The 17,687-nt window shown below is 44.1% G+C and carries 15 protein-coding genes; all 15 read left to right on the plus strand.

Annotated features, from left to right (window positions below):
• Positions 1-9: 9 nt before the first annotated feature.
• Positions 10-957 (plus strand): 16S rRNA (cytosine(1402)-N(4))-methyltransferase RsmH, encoded by a 948-nt coding sequence (rsmH, locus tag ICV01_RS01130; protein ID WP_215287849.1) that lies wholly within the window; start codon positions 10-12, stop codon positions 955-957.
• On the plus strand, positions 954-1,220 hold the full coding sequence (gene ftsL, locus ICV01_RS01135) for a cell division protein FtsL (protein WP_251369361.1): 267 nt from the start codon (positions 954-956) through the stop codon (positions 1,218-1,220). The genes rsmH and ftsL overlap by 4 nt, the downstream gene beginning before the upstream one ends.
• Positions 1,220-2,980 (plus strand): penicillin-binding protein 2, encoded by a 1,761-nt coding sequence (locus ICV01_RS01140; protein ID WP_215287850.1) that lies wholly within the window; start codon positions 1,220-1,222, stop codon positions 2,978-2,980. The genes ftsL and ICV01_RS01140 overlap by 1 nt, the downstream gene beginning before the upstream one ends.
• Positions 2,977-4,554: a UDP-N-acetylmuramoyl-L-alanyl-D-glutamate--2,6-diaminopimelate ligase gene (locus ICV01_RS01145; protein ID WP_215287851.1), complete on the plus strand. Its 1,578-nt coding sequence runs from the start codon at positions 2,977-2,979 to the stop codon at positions 4,552-4,554. The genes ICV01_RS01140 and ICV01_RS01145 overlap by 4 nt, the downstream gene beginning before the upstream one ends.
• Positions 4,551-5,984, plus strand: coding sequence for a UDP-N-acetylmuramoyl-tripeptide--D-alanyl-D-alanine ligase (murF, locus tag ICV01_RS01150; RefSeq protein ID WP_215287852.1), 1,434 nt, complete (start codon positions 4,551-4,553; stop codon positions 5,982-5,984). Before ICV01_RS01145 ends, murF begins: the two co-directional genes overlap by 4 nt.
• Positions 5,984-7,153, plus strand: coding sequence for a phospho-N-acetylmuramoyl-pentapeptide-transferase (gene mraY, locus ICV01_RS01155; protein WP_215287853.1), 1,170 nt, complete (start codon positions 5,984-5,986; stop codon positions 7,151-7,153). The genes murF and mraY overlap by 1 nt, the downstream gene beginning before the upstream one ends.
• A 7-nt stretch (positions 7,154-7,160) precedes the next feature.
• Positions 7,161-8,723, plus strand: a complete 1,563-nt coding sequence (gene murD / locus ICV01_RS01160) for a UDP-N-acetylmuramoyl-L-alanine--D-glutamate ligase (protein WP_256440717.1) — start codon at positions 7,161-7,163, stop codon at positions 8,721-8,723.
• Complete coding sequence (gene ftsW / locus ICV01_RS01165; RefSeq protein WP_215287854.1) at positions 8,720-9,985, plus strand: putative lipid II flippase FtsW; 1,266 nt, start codon at positions 8,720-8,722, stop codon at positions 9,983-9,985. The genes murD and ftsW overlap by 4 nt, the downstream gene beginning before the upstream one ends.
• Before the next feature lie 29 nt (positions 9,986-10,014).
• Positions 10,015-11,106 (plus strand): undecaprenyldiphospho-muramoylpentapeptide beta-N-acetylglucosaminyltransferase, encoded by a 1,092-nt coding sequence (gene murG / locus ICV01_RS01170; protein WP_215289064.1) that lies wholly within the window; start codon positions 10,015-10,017, stop codon positions 11,104-11,106.
• Positions 11,103-12,536: a UDP-N-acetylmuramate--L-alanine ligase gene (murC, locus tag ICV01_RS01175; RefSeq protein WP_215287855.1), complete on the plus strand. Its 1,434-nt coding sequence runs from the start codon at positions 11,103-11,105 to the stop codon at positions 12,534-12,536. The genes murG and murC overlap by 4 nt, the downstream gene beginning before the upstream one ends.
• A 22-nt stretch (positions 12,537-12,558) precedes the next feature.
• A complete protein-coding gene (locus ICV01_RS01180; protein ID WP_215289065.1) occupies positions 12,559-13,533 on the plus strand; it encodes a D-alanine--D-alanine ligase in 975 nt (324 codons plus the stop codon).
• A complete protein-coding gene (locus ICV01_RS01185) occupies positions 13,533-14,354 on the plus strand; it encodes a cell division protein FtsQ/DivIB (protein ID WP_215287856.1) in 822 nt (273 codons plus the stop codon). The genes ICV01_RS01180 and ICV01_RS01185 overlap by 1 nt, the downstream gene beginning before the upstream one ends.
• A gap of 5 nt (positions 14,355-14,359) precedes the next feature.
• On the plus strand, positions 14,360-15,589 hold the full coding sequence (ftsA, locus tag ICV01_RS01190; protein ID WP_215289066.1) for a cell division protein FtsA: 1,230 nt from the start codon (positions 14,360-14,362) through the stop codon (positions 15,587-15,589).
• A gap of 86 nt (positions 15,590-15,675) precedes the next feature.
• Positions 15,676-16,980 (plus strand): cell division protein FtsZ, encoded by a 1,305-nt coding sequence (gene ftsZ / locus ICV01_RS01195; RefSeq protein ID WP_215287857.1) that lies wholly within the window; start codon positions 15,676-15,678, stop codon positions 16,978-16,980.
• Between the two features lie 163 nt (positions 16,981-17,143).
• Entirely contained in the window at positions 17,144-17,644 is a 501-nt protein-coding gene (locus ICV01_RS01200; protein WP_215287858.1) for a peroxiredoxin, read from the plus strand.
• The last annotated feature ends 43 nt before the right edge of the window (positions 17,645-17,687 follow it).

Genomic DNA, 17,687 nt, shown 5'->3' on the forward strand with positions numbered 1-17,687 from the left:
TGGCCGACCATGACATACACCCATCGCCCAGTTTTGCTGGCCGAGGCAGTCACCGCGGTATTAGGAGATTTGACTTCAGAAAATCTATCTCCTGTCATCATCGATGGAACCTTTGGACGTGGTGGGCACACCAGAGAGATCTTAAAAAACTTGCCGCCTCAAGCGAAGTTAATCGCGTTCGACAAAGATCTATTTGCGATCGAAGAAGCGAAGACGATTGCGGATCCAAGATTTCAGATTATTCACGAGAGCTTTGCCTCAATGGCGGAGCACATTCCGGAGTCATCAGTCGATGGCATTTTGTTAGACCTGGGTATCAGCTCTCCGCAAATCGACGATCCAGATCGTGGCTTTTCATTTCGTCACGACGGGCCACTCGATATGCGCATGGATGTGACACGCGGGCAGAGCGCAGCGGAATGGTTAGCAGTAGCAGAACTAGAAGATATAGCGAGGGTAATTAAAGACTATGGGGAAGAACGGTTTGCTCTACAGATTGCAAAGGCGATTATTGCTCGCAGAGAGCAAGGCGAGCCCCTCACTAGGACAAGAGAACTCGCGACGCTCGTGGCTAGTGTCGTCCGCACCCGCGAAGCGGGCCAAGATCCGGCCACGCGCACCTTTCAAGCTATACGGATTTATATCAACCAAGAACTTGCCGACTTGGAGGGTGGGTTGAGCGCCGCTTTTAATTGTTTAAAGCCAGGCGGTCTATTGGCCGTGATTAGCTTTCATTCTTTAGAAGATCGAATTGTTAAACAATTCATGCAAGGCTTGTCTCAAATTTCCGTACCAAGAGGGTTGCCGTTAACTGAAGCTCAAATGCCTAAGCCAATGGCAGAGTTATTGGGGCGCATTAAACCAAGTGCGGAAGAAGTTAAGGAGAACCCACGCGCACGTTCTGCCATTTTGCGCGTGATGAGAAAAATTAAAAATCAAGAAGGTGGTGCGAGATGATGAATCGATCCACAGTCATCCTCTTGGTTATTTTGATGTTGTGCGCATTGTCCTTAGTTGCCGCGCAACAAAAAACTCGTTCCTTATATGTTGCGCTAGAGCGTGCTCAAACAGAAGAGCGCCGCTTAAATCAAGAATGGTTACGTCTTGAATATGAGCAAAGAAATTTATCTAAAGCAGCACGTGTTACAGAAATTGCTCGCAAGCAATTGCATATGCAACCGATTAATCCAGGGCGTACTCAGTACGTAACGGTGGACTAATGCCGCAAATATCTTTTTCATCCACACCTAACTTAGTCTTGCGTCTACCTATGTGGCGTTCAAGGCTCGTTTTATTTTTAATCTTTGTTGGATTTATCGCATTAAGTGTGCGCGCTGTTTGGGTACAAGGTTTTGGTAACTCTTTCTATGAAGAAAAAGGTAATAAAGCCACCTTACGTTCTATTGAGATGCCTGCTAGCCGTGGAAAAATCTTGGACCGTCATGGTGAAGTGTTGGCGACCAGCTTGTTAGCGAAAGCGATTATTGCTTTCCCAGATGCTGTTCCAGAAGATTTATCTAAAGAAAAACTATCTCAATTAGCTCATTTGTTAGAAATGAGTGATGCTGAATTGAAGAAAAAATTATCGTCAGAGCGCACACAAGTTTTCTTAAAGCGCCAAGTTGATCTAGAAGTCGCTAAACAAATTAAAGAGCTAGGTATTCCAGGTATTGCTCAAAACAATGAGTACCGTCGCTTGTACCCTGAGGGTGAGGCTATGGCTCACGTTGTTGGTTTTACCAACGTGGAAGATAAGGGCCAAGAGGGTATGGAGTTAGCTAGAGAAAAAGATCTAGCAGGTCAGCCAGGTCGCCGCAGGGTGATTCAGGATCGTTTGGGTCGCTATGTTGAAGGTTTGGGTGTCATTCATCCACCGAAAGACGGCGCTGATATTCAATTATCGATTGATAGCAAAGTTCAATTTTTAGCATTCAATGAAATTAAAGATGCCGTAGAAAAGCACCATGCAAAAGCTGCTGGTGCAGTTGTTTTGGATGCGCAGACTGGTGAAATTTTGGCTTTGGCTAATTGGCCAACTTATAACCCTAATTCACGTGCGCATTTAAGTGGTGAGCAATTAAGAAACCGTGTGCTAACAGATACGTTTGAGCCTGGCTCAACAATCAAGCCATTTACGATTTCTACTGCTTTAGAAAAAGGCATTGTTCAGCCTAATACATCGATGCCAATTGGTAAGAGTTATGTGGTGGGTAAAAAAGCCATTACTGATACTCATCCGTATGGCGCGTTAACAGTTGCAGAAGTGATTCAAAAGTCTAGCAACATTGGTACTGCAAAAATGGCCATGCAGTTGCAGCCACAAGATATGTGGGAAATGTTCCAGTCAGTAGGTTTAGGTCAAGCGCCTAATATCGGTTTCCCTGGCGCGGTCGCTGGTCGCTTACGCCCTTATAAGAACTGGGTGCCGATGGATCAGGCGATTATGTCGTTTGGTTACGGCTTATCGGCTTCCTTATTCCAGATGGCGCGCGCCTACACAATTTTTGCGCGTGATGGCGAATTGGTGCCTGCAACCATCTATAAGAGCAATGCGATTCCCAAAGGAACGCGTGTGCTTTCAGCGAAGACCGCGATTCAGATGCGCGAAATGTTAGAAACGGTAACGCAAGCGGGTGGTACAGCAACTAAAGCTCAGACTATAGGTTATCGCGTGGGCGGTAAAACAGGCACAGCTCATAAGGTTGAGGGTAAAGGTTATGCCGGTAATAAATACCGGGGTTTCTTTGTTGGTATGGCGCCGATGAGTGCGCCGCGTATTGTGGTGGCTGTGATGGTTGATGAACCTTCAGCAGGCGGTCACTACGGTGGTGAAGTTGCTGCCCCAGCGTTCTCAAATATTGTTGCTGGCACTTTGCGTTCAATGAACATCTTGCCGGACTCAGCAGTAAAGCAGATGGTAGATAAAGATTTACAAGCTGCACCAGTTGGTGTTGCTCATAAGGTGTCGTTAAGCAGATGAATGCCATGTTGCCAGTAAATGCCTTGCCACTAGAAATCATTTTGCAAAAGCTTGTTAAAGCTGGCGCAAAAATGACTGGTGATACACGCGCATTAAAAGCTGGTGATGTGATGATGGCTTACCCTGTTGGTAATCAAAGGCAATTAACGGATAACCGTTCATTTATCGCAGAAGCTCTAAACAAAGGTGCCGCAGTTGTCTTGTACGAGCCAACAGGACTAACTGCTGAATTAGCAAATATTTGCAAAGATGAGCGTTGTGTCGCTATTGATGATCTTGCAAATAAAGCGGGCAGCATTGCGGCTCATTGGTATGGAGAGCCATCGCAAGCTATGCGCGTTATTGGTGTGACTGGCACTAATGGAAAAACAAGTGTTGCGCAGTGGGTTGCTGAAGCACTCAACCAAAAAGGACAACCAGCTGCAATAGTTGGAACTTTGGGTGCTGGCTTATTAGCTGATGTGGTTCCTACTGGATTTACAACGCCTGATGCCCCTCGTTTACAGTCTTTGTTAAGTGAAATTAAAAATAAAGGCGCTACAAGTGTGGCGATGGAAGTTTCTTCACACGCATTAGATCAAGGCCGCATTAATGGCACTTACTTAGATACAGTGATTGTGACCAACTTGAGCCAGGATCATTTGGACTACCACGGTGATATGGTTGAGTATGCGGATGCCAAGAAGAAAATTTTGGCGTTACCAGGTGTTCAACATGTGGTGATTAATGCAGACGATGCGTTTGGTCAAGATTGTCTCAAAGAATTAGGCTCATCTTTATTGCAAGAAAATGCCCCAACTGTTTGGGCTTATGCCACCTTGCCTGAAAATCTATTGGCCTTACCTTGCTTTGCTAATACCAAAATGAACTCTAGATTTAGAAAAGTATTAGCTAGTCATATTCAGGCAACTGAACATGGTATGGAATTTGAACTCATTGTTGATGGCAATAATGCGGGATATGTAAAAACTAAATTTATTGGCAATTTCAATGTAAGTAACGCTTTAGCAGTTGCCGCTACTTTATTGGGTGGCGGTATGGCTGTTGAGCAGGTCAAGCAAGCTATTGAAAAATTGCAACCTGTTAAAGGCAGAGTGGAATTGATTGAGGGTAAATCAAGTCGTGCGCCATTGGCTGTGGTTGATTTTGCCCACACACCAGATGCATTAGAAAAAGTTTTAAAAACATTAAAACCTGTTGCTGATAAGCGTCATGGTGATTTGTGGTGTGTATTTGGGTGTGGCGGTGATAGAGATGTCACTAAACGACCTTTGATGGGTGGTATTGCTGAGCGTTACGCTACCCATGTGATGGTAACGAGTGATAATCCACGCAGCGAAGATCCTCAGCAAATCATCGCGCAAATTTTGAGTGGGTTTACTAATGCCAGTGGTGCCTTAACCAATGTGGATCGCGCGACAGCGATTCTGCAAGTGATTCGTCAAGCAAAACCAGAAGATGTCGTTTTAGTGGCGGGCAAAGGTCACGAAGATACCCAAGAAATTGCTGGTAAAAAAACACCGTTTTCCGATCAAATGCATTTGCAATTAGCGATGGAAGGATCAGCTAGATGAGCTTAGCGACTCTGATGACCCTCGCGCAAGTGCAGCAATTGTTGCCAACAGCTAAGTTGGTTCATGTCGCTCATCAAGATGTAGCTATTCAATGCATCATCAGTGATAGCCGCCAAATTCAAGCAGGTGATCTTTTTATTGCGCTTAAAGGTGAAAAATTTGATGCGCATGATTTCTTAAATGATGTAGCGGCTAAAGGCGCTGTTGCAGCTCTTGTTAGCTCAGAAAGTCAGTTGCCTAAGAATCTCCCAGGGGTTGTTGTTCCAGATACATTGCGAGGTCTTCAAGATTTGGCTAAAGCCTGGCGATTAGCCTGCGGTAAACAAAATTTAAAACATTTGGCAGTTGTTACAGGTAGTAATGGCAAAACAACTGTCAAAGGCATGATTGCTAGTATTTTTAGTGCGGCGGTTGGCGATTCTTGTGCATTAGCAACACAAGGTAACTTTAATAATGATATTGGTTTGCCTTTAACTTTATTGCGCTTAAATCAACAGCATCAATTAGCCGTTGTTGAGTTAGGCATGAATCATCCTGGTGAAACAAAGCAATTGGCTGAAATCGCTCAAGCAAACATTGCATTAATTAATAACGCGCAACGTGAGCATCAAGAGTTCATGGTGAACGTAGAAGTAGTGGCAAAAGAACATGCTTTAGCGATTACGGCATTACCAGCAAATGGCGTGGCTGTTTTCCCGGCTGATAGTGAATATACCCCTTATTGGAGATCAACAGCTGGCTCAAGATCTGTGATCGATTTTGCTTGGACGCAAGATGCTCAAAAAGCAGCAGTTACTGGCTCTTGGAAAAATGAAGTGGCTAGCCAAGTTAAGGTGATGACGCCACAAGGTGGCTTTACTCTTACTTTAAATATCTTGGGCGAGCATAACGCTAAAAATGCATTAGCTGCTACTGCGGTTGCGTTGGCAGCTGGCGTATCTCTTCAGGTCATTCAACGTGGTTTGGAAGCATTCCAACCAGTATCTGGCCGTATGCAACAACATCAGCTTAATTCAAACACCATGTTGATTGATGATAGCTATAACGCTAATCCTGATTCAGTAAGAGCTGCGATTGATGTTTTGTCTTCAGCAGGCAAGCCTGCATGGCTTGTCTTGGGTGATATGGGCGAGGTGGGTGAAAAAGGCCCTGAGTTCCACCATGAGGTAGGAGCTTATGCCGGAGAAAAAGGCATCAAAAAATTATTTGCTACTGGTGAACTAAGCAAGTCTGCTGTGAGTGCTTATTTAGCAAAAATAACTTCTGGTGGTAGCGCTAAGCATTTTGATCATATGTCGGATTTATGCGCAGATATCAAAACTGCTTTAGTTAATCGACCATCTAATGAGTCAACGACTGTTCTTGTAAAAGGCTCTCGTTTTATGCGTATGGAACAAGTAGTTAAGTCTTTGACAGAGGAGATTCATTAATGCTCTTATGGTTAGCGCAGTGGTTACAAAGTGACTACGGATTTTTCCGAGTTATTAATTACATCACTTTTAGAGCGGTGATGGCTACTTTGACGGCTGGTTTGATCGGCTTATTTTTTGGCCCTTGGGTCATTCGCAAACTAACTGCTATGAAAGTGGGGCAAGCTGTTCGTACAGACGGCCCGCAAACACATTTGGTAAAAACAGGTACGCCAACAATGGGTGGCGTATTGATTTTGTTGGGTATCGCTATTTCAACATTAATTTGGGCGGACCTAAGCAATCGCTTTATTTGGATTGTGTTGATTGTGACGCTAGGTTTTGGTGCGATTGGTTGGGTTGATGATTATCGGAAAGTGGTTTACCGCGATCCTAAAGGAATGTCATCAAGAGAGAAGTATTTCTGGCAGTCCATGATTGGTATTTTTGCTGCTGTGTATTTGGCATTTTCAGTATCTGAAGTAAATAACCTCAAGGTTTTTGAATTGTTTATGGCGTGGGTTAAGAGCGGGTTCTCGATTAACTTACCAGCCAAATCAAATTTGTATGTACCGTTCTTCAAAGAAATTAGTTATCCATTAGGTGTTTTGGGTTTCATCGTTTTAACTTACCTAGTCATTGTGGGTAGTTCTAATGCGGTTAATTTGACAGATGGTTTAGATGGCTTGGTCATCATGCCTGTGATTTTGGTGGGAGCGGCTTTAGGCGCATTTGCTTATGTGATGGGTAATGCGATTTATGCCAAATACCTTTTATTCCCTTATATCCCTGGCGCTGGTGAACTCATGATTTTCTGTGGCGCCATGAGTGGGGCTGGTCTCGCATTCTTATGGTTTAACACTCACCCCGCGCAAGTCTTTATGGGAGATGTGGGTGCTTTGGCTTTGGGTGGTGCATTAGGAACGGTAGCTGTCATCGTTAGACAGGAAATTGTTCTATTTGTGATGGGCGGTATTTTCGTTGCCGAAACTGTCTCAGTAATTATGCAAGTAACTTGGTTCAAGTTAACCAAAAAAATGTATGGAGAAGGGCGTCGTATTTTCAAAATGGCACCACTGCATCATCACTTTGAGTTAACAGGTTGGAAAGAAACACAAGTTGTTGTGCGTTTTTGGATCATCACCATTTTGTTGGTGTTGATTGGTTTATCAAGTCTCAAATTGCGATAGGTTATTAGTGATTCAATTACAGCAACCATTTGGCTTAGAACTCGCTAAAAATATTAGCGTGTTGGTGCTTGGCTTGGGAGAGTCTGGCGCTGCTATGGTTCGTTGGTGCAAAACGCAAGGCGCTGATGTTCGAGTTGCTGATACGCGTGCTGCAGAGGCTTTGTCTGATTCAGCTAAAAAATACGAAAAAGCAGTTAGAGATTTGGGTGTGACGGATATTCATTTAGGTCAGTTATCTGCTGATTTATTAGAGGGTATTCAGATTATTGCAATTAGCCCAGGTTTATCACCACTACAAGAACCAGTTCAATCATTCTTGGCAATGGCGAAAGATAAAGAAATTTCTGTTTGGAGCGAAATCGAGTTTTTTGCCCAGGCGATTGCCGCATTAAGAAGAGAACAAAATTACCAAGTTAAGTTATTGGCTATTACTGGTACTAACGGTAAAACGACAACAACGGCATTAACGGGTTTGTTGTGTGAGCGTGCTGGTATGACTGTTGGTGTGGCTGGCAATATTAGTCCAGCGGCATTGGATCGTTTGTTAGATATTGAAGTATTGCCAAATGTATGGGTTTTGGAGTTATCTAGCTTCCAGTTAGAGCATACCTATACCTTAAATCCAGATGCTGCGACTGTTCTTAATGTCACGCAAGATCATTTTGATTGGCATGGTGATATGACTCACTATGCTTTAGCAAAAGCAAAGATTTTTGGGCCAGATACGGTAGCTGTGTTAAATCGTGATGATGAGCAAGTGCTTGAGATGGGTGCTCAATTAAATACGCGAGTCATTACTTTTGGCGTGAGTGCTCCTCAAGAAGAAGATGCTTTTGGCATCTTCCATGATGCTGCAGCTGGCGGTATTGATTGGTTGGTATGGGCTGAGCCTGATTGGGAAGCTGCTGAATTAAAAGCAAAACGCCGTCGTAAAAAATCCAGCGACGATGATGCGCCACTTAGATTAAAGCGTTTAATGCCCGCTGATGCGCTACGCATTAAGGGTCGTCACAATGCTAGTAATGCATTGGCTGCGCTTGCGTTAACCAGTTCAATTGGTTTGCCAATGGGGCCGCTATTACATGGTTTGCGCGAATACAAAGGTGAGCCTCATCGCGTTCAAAGCGTTTCTATTATTGATGGCGTTGAGTACATTGATGATAGTAAGGGCACTAATGTTGGCGCAACGATTGCAGCCTTAAATGGTTTAGGTGAATCTAATGCGAGCTCTCGCCGTATCGTATTAATTGCCGGTGGCGATGGTAAGGGGCAAGACTTTAGCCCGTTATCCGCACCTATTGGTTTGCATGCCAAAGCCGTTATTTTGATTGGTAAAGACGCACCATTAATTAAAGATGCGATTGCTGCAACAAACGTAAAAATTGTTGATGCGACAGATTTAACGGATGCGGTTAATCAAGCTGAAGCTATGGCTCAAAGTGGCGATGTGGTTTTGTTATCTCCAGCTTGCGCCAGTTTTGACATGTTTAAGGATTATGCGCACCGCGCCCAAGTATTTGTAGATGCAGTTAATGAGTTGGCAGTTCTTCGTGGACAGGTGAGTGCATGATCGAACGATTTAAAAACTTCAGCATCTCTGGCTTCAAGGGCTTTAAAGGTAGCGTTAAAGAAGGCTTTGATGATTTCCGTTTGGGCTTGCGTGACGCTACAACGGTTGTTAAGCCAACGCGTTCACGCATGATGGAATATGACCAACCTTTATTGTGGGCAACTTTATTGTTAGTGGCACTTGGTTTGGTGATGGTTTATTCAGCATCCATCGCTTTGCCTGATGGCCCTAAATATGCCAAATACAGCAGTAGCCATTTCTTGGTGCGTCATTTGATCTCGATTGCAATGGCATTTGGTGCGGGTATGTTGGCGTTTAGAGTACCTCTTAAAGTTTGGGATCGATTGGCGCCAGCTATTTTTGGTTTAGCTTTTGTGTTGCTCATCATCGTTTTAATTCCCGGTGTGGGTAAAGGCGTGAATGGTGCGCGTCGTTGGATTCCATTATTAGTGATGAACTTCCAACCTTCAGAGTTAATGAAATTGGCGGTTGTATTGTTCGCTGCTTATTACACGGTTCAACGCCAAGATTATTTACATTCATTTGTAAAAGGTTTAGCTCCGATGGGCGCCGCCGTTATTGCAGTCGGTGTGTTGTTACTTTTACAACCTGACATGGGTGCGTTCATGGTGATTGCCATGATCGCGATGGGCCTCTTGTTCTTAGGTGGTATTAGCGGAAAGTTATTTGGTGCTTTGATTGGTTTAGCGCTTAGCAGTTTTGCGGCCATTATTATTTTCTCGCCATTCCGTCGCGAACGAATCTTCGCTTATCTAGATCCTTGGCGCGATGATTTTGCTGCAGGTAAAGCTTACCAATTAACCCATTCATTAATGGCGTTTGGCCGTGGTGAATGGTTTGGTGTGGGGCTTGGTGGTAGCGTTGAAAAACTACATTACTTACCAGAAGCCCACACAGACTTTATTTTGGCTGTGATTGGCGAAGAGCTTGGCTTCTTGGGCGTGGCTGTTGTCATCGCCATCTTTTACTGGATTGTTAGAAGAGCTTTCTTGATCGGCAGAACTGCATTGCAATTAGATCGAAGCTTTGCAGGTTTAGTCGCTAAAGGCATTGCTATTTGGATTGGTTGGCAAGCATTTATCAATATGGGCGTGAACTTAGGTTTATTGCCAACAAAAGGTTTGACACTACCTTTGGTAAGTTTTGGCGGTTCAGGTTTAGTCATGAATGCGGTAGCAATTGCTATTTTGTTAAAGATTGATTTTGAGAACCGCATCATGATGAGAGGGGGTAAGTTATGACCCAACTCCATCAAATGCAGCTTAATCAAATGCAACTCAATCAAACCCAGCCAACTTTATTAGTTATGGCCGGTGGTACTGGCGGACATATTTTCCCAGGGCTTGCTGTAGCAGAGTATTTGCGTGACAAAGGTTGGAAGGTTGCTTGGTTGGGTAATCCTCAGGGTATGGAACATCGTTTAGTGCCGCCTAAGGGTTTCTCATTTGAAGGCATTCAGTTCGGTGGTTTACGCGGCAAAGGTTTGAAAACTTTATTGTTGTTGCCATTTAATTTATTAAGAGCGTTTTGGCAAAGCATCCAAGTGGTTAGACGCGTACGTCCCAATGTAGTTTTAGGTATGGGCGGTTATGTAACGTTTCCTGGCGGCATGATGAGTGTATTGTTAGGTAAGCCTTTGGTATTGCATGAGCAAAATTCAATTGCTGGTTTAGCTAATAAAGTTTTAGCTAAAGTAGCAGATAAAACACTATGTGCTTTCCCAGGCGCGTTAGCGGGTGCTACATGGGTAGGCAACCCATTGCGTGCAGGTTTGACTACTTTGCCAGCGCCTGCGATTCGTTATGAATCAAGACAAGGACCGTTACGTATTTTGGTGGTGGGTGGTAGTTTAGGTGCTGCAGCTTTAAATGAAACTGTGCCAGCTGCTTTAGCATTGATTCCTGAGGCGCAAAGGCCTCATGTGGTTCATCAGTCTGGCGAGAAACATCTAGAGCAATTGCGCCAAAGTTATGCGCAATACGGGGTGAGTGCTGAAGTAAAACCATTTATTGAAGATATGACATCAGCTTACGCAGACGCTGATTTGGTGATCTGCCGCGCGGGTGCTATGACGATTGCTGAATTATCTGCAGCAGGTGTGGCTTCTTATTTGGTGCCATTCCCATACGCGGTAGATGACCATCAAACATTTAATGCGCGCTTTTTATCAGATGCAGGTGCTGCCACATTGGTTAATCAGAAAGATTTATCCCCAGCATCCTTGACAGAATTTTTAAAGACTCAATCAAGAACAGATTTAATGAAGATGGCAGAAAAAGCATTGAGTCAAGCAAAGCCACATGCAACTCAAGATGTTGCTGATGTTTGTGAACAGCTACAAAAGGGAGTGAAGAAGTCATGAAACATATTCTTCATCAAATTCATTTTGTAGGTATTGGCGGTGCTGGTATGAGCGGTATTGCCGAGGTCTTATTGAATCTTGGGTATCGCGTGACAGGCTCTGATGTGGCTGAGAGTGCGACTACGAAGCGTTTAAGAGAATGTGGCGCTGAAATTCATATCGGCCATGATGAGAAAAATATTGGTAGCGCTGAAGCGGTAGTGATTTCCACAGCTGTGACGGGAGATAACCCAGAGGTTTTAGCTGCTAGAGCGGCAAAGGTGCCGATTGTGCCGCGTGCTGTGATGTTGGGCGAGTTGATGCGCTTAAAGCAAGGTATTGCTATTGCAGGCACTCATGGCAAAACAACGACGACGAGTTTATTAGCGTCTGTTTTAGCAGAAGGTGGTTTGGATCCTACGTTTGTGATTGGTGGAAAACTCAATTCTGCCGGTGCTAATGCAAGATTGGGTACGGGTGACTTTATTGTTGCTGAAGCTGATGAGTCTGATGCATCATTTTTGAATTTATTGCCAGTGATTGAAGTTATCACCAATATTGATGCTGATCATATGGATACCTATCAGCACGATATGGCGAGATTGAAAAACGCATTTGTGCAATTTACACAACGTATGCCGTTTTATGGCATTGCTGTTTTGTGTGTGGATGATGCCAATGTGAGAGATATTCTGCCGTTCGTGTCTCGACCAGTATTACGTTATGGTTTATCTGAAGGCGCTGACGTTCGTGCAACCGATGTGAAAGCTGTCGGTGCGCAAATGCAATTTACCGCCCACCGTCACGCGGTGCGTCGCCATGGTGCTCAACCGGGCCCACTAATGATTACTTTGAATTTGCCAGGTTTGCATAACGTGCGCAATGCGTTAGCTGCAATTGCAATTGCTACGGAATTAGGTGTTTCTGACGAAGCGATTGTGAAAGCTTTAGCTGAATTTAGAGGTGTGGGCCGTCGTTTCCAGAAGTATGGGGAAATTAAATTGCCGCAAGGTGGCACATGCACCGTGGTGGATGATTATGGTCATCACCCAGTCGAAATGGCGGCAACGATTGCCGCTACAAGAGGTGCTTATCCAGGTCGCCGTTTGTTGTTGGCTTTCCAACCACACCGCTTCACGAGAACACGTGATTGTTTTGGTGATTTTGTGAAAGTATTACAAGGGGTTGATGCTTTAGCTTTGACGGAAGTGTATCCAGCGGGTGAAGCTCGTATCCCTGGTGCTGATAGCGAGAGCTTAATTAAAGCTTTATCTAAAGCTAAAGATGCTGGCCGTTTGTTGGATGGTCAAGCTATCGAGCTAGCTAAAGATGTGGCTACTTTGCCAGAGTTGGTTTTATCGATGGCAAAAGATGGTGATGTGATTATCACCATGGGTGCGGGTTCTATTTCTGCAGTTCCTGGTAAGTTGGTGGAGCGTGCACATGTCTAATCATACAAACAAGAATCAAATAATGAGTAACTGGGGTGAGCGCGTTCAGTCGGATTTGGCGCAAGTTGATGTATCTAAGCTAGGCAAAGTCGGTGTTTTGCTAGGTGGTAAGTCTGGTGAGCGAGAAATCTCACTCATGTCTGGTAAAGGTGTATTGGAAGCTCTTTTATCTAAGGGTGTTAATGCACATGCATTCGATACAGGTGAACAGTCGATTGCTGATTTGGCCGCGCAAAAATTTGATCGTGTTTTCATCGCTTTGCATGGTCGTTTTGGTGAAGATGGCACGATGCAGGGTGTATTGGAACAATTAGCTATTCCGTATACGGGTAGCGGGGTTTTAGCATCCGCCTTAGCAATTGATAAGCAAGCTACTAAACGCTTGTGGTCTAGTTTTGAATTAGCAACACCTAAATTCCAAATGCTACATGCTAAAAGTGATTGGAATGCAGTGGTTCAAGATTTAGGCTTGCCGATTATTGTGAAACCTGCAAGAGAAGGCTCATCCTTGGGGCTTAGCAAAGTGACGGTTGCTAGTGATTTACCTAAAGCTTTTGAGTTAGCCGCAAAGTTGGATCGTGATGTCATGGCTGAGCAATGCATCGTGGGTGAAGAATTGACCTGCCCAATTGTTGGTGAAGGTTTGACTGCTCAAGCTTTACCAGTTATCCGAATCGTGGCTCCTGATTCTAATTACGATTACCACAATAAATATTTTTCAGATGATACGAAGTACCTATGCCCAACGGGTTTAGATATTTCTGTTGAGAAAAAAGTTCAAGAATTGGCATTGGCTGCATATCAGGCATTGGGTTGCCGTGGATGGGGGCGTGCGGATGTGATGATTGATAACAAAACAGGCCAACCTTATTTATTGGAAATGAATACGGCGCCAGGTATGACGAGTCATTCATTAGTGCCAATGGCTGCTAAGGCTGCTGGCGTAGCCTACCCAGAATTAGTTTTGTGGTTATTAAGCAAAGCGAGCGTTAACTGATGAAATTCATACGCCAATTTTTCTCTATCGTGATGTCTGTGCTTGGAGGCGCGCTTTCTCCAGTTTGGAATCACGCGAAGATTTTGCGTATGTTGTCAAACGTATTGTTTGTTATTGCGTTCTTATCTATTACCGCTTTGGTTTTTGGATGGATTGGGCAAAGGCCGATTTTCTCCTTGAATCACATCAACGTTGAATCATTAGATGGTCGTGAGTTAAAGCATATTCATTTACCTGCGATTCGTTCTCGAGTAGGTGAACAAATTGGCGGTAATTTCTTTACGGTGAGCTTGGATCAAGCTCGTCAAGTTTTTGAAACGATGCCTTGGGTTAGAAAAGCGAGCGTAAGACGTGATTGGCCGAACGGTATTGTGGTTGCCATTGAAGAGCATCAAGCGATGGGTGTGTGGACAGGGTCTAGTACCCCTAAGTTAATGAATACCTATGGCGAATTGTTTGTGGCCAATATGGCTGAAGCAGAAGATGGCGCGGCCTTACTTAAGTTTTCAGGTCCAGAAGGTAGTAATAGAGAAGTATTTAAAAAACTAAAAACAATTAACGACTGGTTTGGCGTTTGGAATACGAAAGTGACTGGTTTAGAACTTTCCTCTCGCTATGCATGGAAAGCGAAGTTAGATAACGGTATGACGATTGATTTAGGTCGTGATCTTGATGAAAGAGATAGCAAGCAGATTGAATTAAGTGTTGAGCGTTTGATGAAAACTTGGCCTCAAGTTCAAGAAAAATGGGGTCAGCGAGTTGATTCAATTGATCTTAGATATGCCAACGGCTATGCAATACATATAGGGAAAAAATTGTGAGCGTAATCAGTAAAGATACTAAAGACTTAATTGTTGGATTGGATATTGGTACCTCCAAGGTTGTAGCCTTGGTTGCTGAGTTAATGCCAGATGGTCAATTCAATGTAGTAGGTCTAGGTCAGGTTGCTTCTAAGGGGCTTAAAAAGGGTGTGGTCGTTAATATTGAGTCGACTGTGCAATCCATTCAGAAAGCTTTAGAAGAAGCTGAAGTGATGGCGGATCGTCGCATTGCTCAAGTATTTACTGGAATCGCAGGTAACCATATTCATAGCTTTAATTCCAGTGGCATGGTGGCGATTCGGGATAAAGAAGTATCGCCTTCCGATGTTGAGCGTGTAATTGAAACAGCAAAAGCGATCAATATCCCGACAGACCAACAGATTATTCATATCTTGACCCAAGAATTCATCATTGATGGCCAAGAAGATGTGCGTGAACCAATTGGTATGAGCGGTATTCGTTTAGAGGTGAAGGTACACATTGTGACAGGCGCGGTTAGCGCTGCGCAAAATATTGTGAAATGCGTACGCCGCTGCGGTTTGGAAGTGAATGATTTAATTCTTCAGCCAATCGCTTCTAGCTATGCCGTGCTCACTGAAGATGAAAAAGAATTAGGTGTTGTTTTGGTAGACATCGGTGGTGGCACAACTGACATCGCTATTTTCAGTCAAGGCGCAATCCGCCATACGGCAGTGATTCCTATCGCCGGTGACCAAATTACCAATGACATTGCCATGGCATTGCGTACACCAACTATTGAAGCGGAAGACTTAAAAGTACATTTTGGTATCGCCCTTCAGAGCATGGCTAATCCAGATGAAATGATTGAGGTGCCAGGTGTTGGTGATCGTGAGGCGCGTTCGATTTCACGTCAATCTTTGGCTGCTGTGATTGAGCCGCGTGTTGAAGAATTATTAAGCTTGGTTCGCCAAGTGGTGCGTGAGTCAGGTATGGAAGATTTGGCCGCATCTGGCGTGGTGTTAACTGGTGGTACAGCTTTGATGCCTGGTGTGGTGGAGTTAGCTGAGCAAGTATTTGCCAAGCCTGCGCGTATGGGTGTGCCTGAGTACAAAGGTCATTTAAGTGAAATCTTAAAGAGCCCAAGATATTCAACAGGATTAGGTTTGTTAATGGAAGGTCGTGCGCAGTTGGTGCGTGGCCGTCGTGTTGCGCAATCTAGCACTTGGCAAAACGTGCTGGCGAGAATGCGCGAATGGTTTACTGGAAATTTTTAAGTTAAGAACATTTAAGTTAAGAATTTTTATTGATTTTTTAGTTTTATTTTTGTCGTCGTCAACCGTAGTAAATAGGAGGTAGTTATATGGAATTTGAAATGTTAGATGCTGAACCAGCGGGTAAAACTATCATTAAAGTGGTGGGTGTTGGTGGTGCGGGTGGTAACGCAGTACAACACATGATCCGTCGTGGCGTTCAAGGTGTTGAATTCATTTGCATGAACACAGATGCAGGTGCATTACAACGTTCTAAAGCTGGTTTAAATATCCAGTTAGGTGCGACAGGTTTGGGTGCTGGTGCTAAGCCTGAAGTAGGCGCTGCTTCTGCTGAAGAAGCTAGAGCGCGTATTGCAGATGCTTTGCAAGGTGCTCATATGGTATTTATCACTGCAGGTATGGGTGGTGGTACAGGTACAGGCGCTGGTCCAATCGTTGCTCAAGTGGCAAAAGAAATGGGCATCCTAACTGTTGGCGTTATTAGCAAACCTTTCGATTTTGAAGGTGCTAAGCGCGGCAGAGTTGCTGAAGCAGGTGCACATGAACTTGAGAACTTTGTTGACTCATTAATTGTTGTATTGAATGAGAAGCTATTCGAAGTGATGGGTGAAGATGCTGAGATGGATAAAGCCTTTGCTTGCGCTGACGATGTGTTGCATAACGCGGTAGCGGGTATTGCGGAAATCATCAATGAACAAGGTTTGATTAACGTTGACTTTGAAGACGTGAAAACTGTGATGAGTGAGCAGGGTAAAGCCATGATGGGTACAGCAACTGTATCTGGTATGGATCGCGCTCGTTTAGCTGCTGAAGCTGCGGTTGCTTCACCATTATTAGAAGGTGTTGATTTGTCTGGTGCGCGTGGTGTGTTGGTGAACATTACAGCAAGCCGCTCACTCAAATTAGCTGAAACACGTGAAGTAATGGCTGCTATTCGTGGTTATGCTGCTGAAGATGCAACAGTTATTTTTGGTACTGTTTACGATGATTCATTAGGTGATGCTTTACGTGTAACAGTTGTTGCAACTGGTTTGAATGGTGGCAAGCGTAAAGAAAAACAACCTGAAGTGATCTGGCGTAATACGCAAGCAACTGGTACTTATGATGCTGTTCCAACAATGGCTGATTTGAGTACATTTGCTCCGCAAAGCGCAACTGCTAGCATGGCGATGGCTAGTGCAGCAGCTCCAGTAGCAGTTGCGGCAACAGCGATGCCAACAATGGGCGCAGTTGATTATGCTCAGTACGATGTGCCTAAGGTTTTCCGCAGCAACCGTGATTCATCAGTTGAGCCACGTTTGGGTGCCAATAGTTCACCAGAGGCGCAAGCCATGATGGATAAAGGCGCGGATTACTACGATATTCCAGCATTTTTGCGCAAGCAAGCTGACTGAAATACGTAGTATTTGAGTAAAAGTCTTTAGAAACAACGGCATATGGGTGCCGATGGTGACGCGCCTCCTGCGAAATGACGACGCATGCGATACCATCGGTACTTCAGTATATAAATGCTAATAGTTATTGTTTATAAATGACTTTACTTAAACGGAGATGAATATGATTGCGCAAGGACAACAGTTACCAAATGCAACGCTTTATGAGTTTTTAGATGTGGCGACAGAGGGTTGCTCCATTGGACCGAATGCATTTGAAGTAAGCAAAGAAACAGCTGGTAAGAAAATTGTTATTTTTGGTTTACCTGGAGCGTTTACACCGACATGTTCAGCAAAGCATGTGCCAGGTTATGTAGCTAATTATGATGCGCTTAAAGCTAAGGGTGTCGATGAGATTTGGTGTGTATCAGTTAATGATGCATTTGTGATGGGTGCTTGGGGCAAAGATCAGCAAGTGAATGGAAAAGTTCGCATGATGGCTGATGGCTCTGGTGAATTTACTAAAAAACTTGGTTTAGAGCTTGATCTAGTTGCTCGTGGTTTGGGTATTCGTTCTGATCGCTATGTGATGATTGTTGATAACGGCGTAGTGAAACATTTGGCAGTGGAAGGCCCAGGCAAATTTGAAGTGAGCAATGCTGAATCTGCTCTTGCAGCACTTTAATTACACGCTATAGATACTAATTAAATAAGATTAGAAATAAAAC

Origin of the sequence: Polynucleobacter sp. MWH-Spelu-300-X4 (assembly GCF_018687515.1) — a bacterium.
Classification (GTDB): domain Bacteria; phylum Pseudomonadota; class Gammaproteobacteria; order Burkholderiales; family Burkholderiaceae; genus Polynucleobacter.